Origin of the sequence: Citrobacter sp. R-1.5.2, from assembly GCF_035064245.1 — a bacterium.
GTDB lineage: Bacteria > Pseudomonadota > Gammaproteobacteria > Enterobacterales > Enterobacteriaceae > Citrobacter.
The window spans coordinates 1-2,470 of sequence record NZ_JASEYC010000057.1; the positions used below are offsets into that span (position 1 = coordinate 1).

The window sequence follows — 2,470 nt, forward strand, 5'->3', positions numbered from 1 at the left end:
CGCAGTGATGCCTAACCCTTCCATCGAGGGGGACGTCCAAGGGCTGGCGCCCTTGGCCGCCCCTCATGTCAAACGTTGGGCGAACCCGGAGCCTCATTAATTGTTAGCCGTTAAAATTAAGCCCTTTACCAAACCAATACTTATTATGAAAAACACAATACATATCAACTTCGCTATTTTTTTAATAATTGCAAATATTATCTACAGCAGCGCCAGTGCATCAACAGATATCTCTACTGTTGCATCTCCATTATTTGAAGGAACTGAAGGTTGTTTTTTACTTTACGATGCATCCACAAACGCTGAAATTGCTCAATTCAATAAAGCAAAGTGTGCAACGCAAATGGCACCAGATTCAACTTTCAAGATCGCATTATCACTTATGGCATTTGATGCGGAAATAATAGATCAGAAAACCATATTCAAATGGGATAAAACCCCCAAAGGAATGGAGATCTGGAACAGCAATCATACACCAAAGACGTGGATGCAATTTTCTGTTGTTTGGGTTTCGCAAGAAATAACCCAAAAAATTGGATTAAATAAAATCAAGAATTATCTCAAAGATTTTGATTATGGAAATCAAGACTTCTCTGGAGATAAAGAAAGAAACAACGGATTAACAGAAGCATGGCTCGAAAGTAGCTTAAAAATTTCACCAGAAGAACAAATTCAATTCCTGCGTAAAATTATTAATCACAATCTCCCAGTTAAAAACTCAGCCATAGAAAACACCATAGAGAACATGTATCTACAAGATCTGGATAATAGTACAAAACTGTATGGGAAAACTGGTGCAGGATTCACAGCAAATAGAACCTTACAAAACGGATGGTTTGAAGGGTTTATTATAAGCAAATCAGGACATAAATATGTTTTTGTGTCCGCACTTACAGGAAACTTGGGGTCGAATTTAACATCAAGCATAAAAGCCAAGAAAAATGCGATCACCATTCTAAACACACTAAATTTATAAAAAATCTAATGGCAAAATCGCCCAACCCTTCAATCAAGTCGGGACGGCCAAAAGCAAGCTTTTGGCTCCCCTCGCTGGCGCTCGGCGCCCCTTATTTCAAACGTTAGACGGCAAAGTCACAGACCGCGGGATCTCTTATGACCAACTACTTTGATAGCCCCTTCAAAGGCAAGCTGCTTTCTGAGCAAGTGAAGAACCCCAATATCAAAGTTGGGCGGTACAGCTATTACTCTGGCTACTATCATGGGCACTCATTCGATGACTGCGCACGGTATCTGTTTCCGGACCGTGATGACGTTGATAAGTTGATCATCGGTAGTTTCTGCTCTATCGGGAGTGGGGCTTCCTTTATCATGGCTGGCAATCAGGGGCATCGGTACGACTGGGCATCATCTTTCCCGTTCTTTTATATGCAGGAAGAACCTGCATTCTCAAGCGCACTCGATGCCTTCCAAAAAGCAGGTAATACTGTCATTGGCAATGACGTTTGGATCGGCTCTGAGGCAATGGTCATGCCCGGAATCAAGATCGGGCACGGTGCGGTGATAGGCAGCCGCTCGTTGGTGACAAAAGATGTGGAGCCTTACGCTATCGTTGGCGGCAATCCCGCTAAGAAGATTAAGAAACGCTTCACCGATGAGGAAATTTCATTGCTTCTGGAGATGGAGTGGTGGAATTGGTCACTGGAGAAGATCAAAGCGGCAATGCCCATGCTGTGCTCGTCTAATATTGTTGGCCTGCACAAGTATTGGCTCGAGTTTGCCGTCTAACAATTCAATCAAGCCGATGCCGCTTCGCGGCACGGCTTATTTCAGGCGTTATGCAGCCAAATCCCAACAATTAAGGGTCTTAAAATGGTAAAAGATTGGATTCCCATCTCTCATGATAATTACAAGCAGGTGCAAGGACCGTTCTATCATGGAACCAAAGCCAATTTGGCGATTGGTGACTTGCTAACCACAGGGTTCATCTCTCATTTCGAGGACGGTCGTATTCTTAAGCACATCTACTTTTCAGCCTTGATGGAGCCAGCAGTTTGGGGAGCTGAACTTGCTATGTCACTGTCTGGCCTCGAGGGTCGCGGCTACATATACATAGTTGAGCCAACAGGACCGTTCGAAGACGATCCGAATCTTACGAACAAAAGATTTCCCGGTAATCCAACACAGTCCTATAGAACCTGCGAACCCTTGAGAATTGTTGGCGTTGTTGAAGACTGGGAGGGGCATCCTGTTGAATTAATAAGGGGAATGTTGGATTCGTTGGAGGACTTAAAGCGCCGTGGTTTACACGTCATTGAAGACTAGTCCTTTGCATAACAAAGCCATCAAACCGGACGCCAGAGATTCCGCGCCTGTTGCGCATGGCTTCGCCATTTTATGCGCAATAGGCGCGCCACCCTGTCGCCGTTTATGGCGGCGTTAGATGCACTAAGCACATAATTGCTCACAGCCAAACTATCAGGTCAAGTCTGCTTTTATTATTTTTAAGCGT

Annotated in this window: 3 protein-coding genes; all 3 read left to right on the plus strand. The window is 44.3% G+C overall.

Annotation, left to right across the window (positions count from 1 at the left end; genetic code table 11):
* Positions 1 to 145 precede the first annotated feature (145 nt).
* Complete coding sequence (locus QMN38_RS26440; protein WP_001334766.1) at positions 146 to 976, plus strand: oxacillin-hydrolyzing class D beta-lactamase OXA-1; 831 nt, start codon at positions 146 to 148, stop codon at positions 974 to 976.
* Between the two features lie 137 nt (positions 977 to 1,113).
* Positions 1,114 to 1,746 carry a type B-3 chloramphenicol O-acetyltransferase CatB3 gene (locus QMN38_RS26445; protein ID WP_000186237.1) on the plus strand — a complete coding sequence of 211 codons (633 nt, stop codon included), beginning with the start codon at positions 1,114 to 1,116 and terminating at the stop codon, positions 1,744 to 1,746.
* Between the two features lie 84 nt (positions 1,747 to 1,830).
* The gene (locus QMN38_RS26450; RefSeq protein WP_001749986.1) at positions 1,831 to 2,283 is read left to right on the plus strand and encodes an NAD(+)--rifampin ADP-ribosyltransferase Arr-3; all 453 of its coding nucleotides are present in this window, start codon (positions 1,831 to 1,833) and stop codon (positions 2,281 to 2,283) included.
* The last annotated feature ends 187 nt before the right edge of the window (positions 2,284 to 2,470 follow it).

What these genes read in the sequence shown, in the direction of transcription:
- QMN38_RS26440 (WP_001334766.1), top strand. Translation starts at nt 146, where the DNA reads ATGAAAAACACAATACATATCAACTTCGCTATTTTTTTAATAATTGCA.
- QMN38_RS26445 (WP_000186237.1), top strand. Translation starts at nt 1,114, where the DNA reads ATGACCAACTACTTTGATAGCCCCTTCAAAGGCAAGCTGCTTTCTGAG.
- QMN38_RS26450 (WP_001749986.1), top strand. Translation starts at nt 1,831, where the DNA reads ATGGTAAAAGATTGGATTCCCATCTCTCATGATAATTACAAGCAGGTG.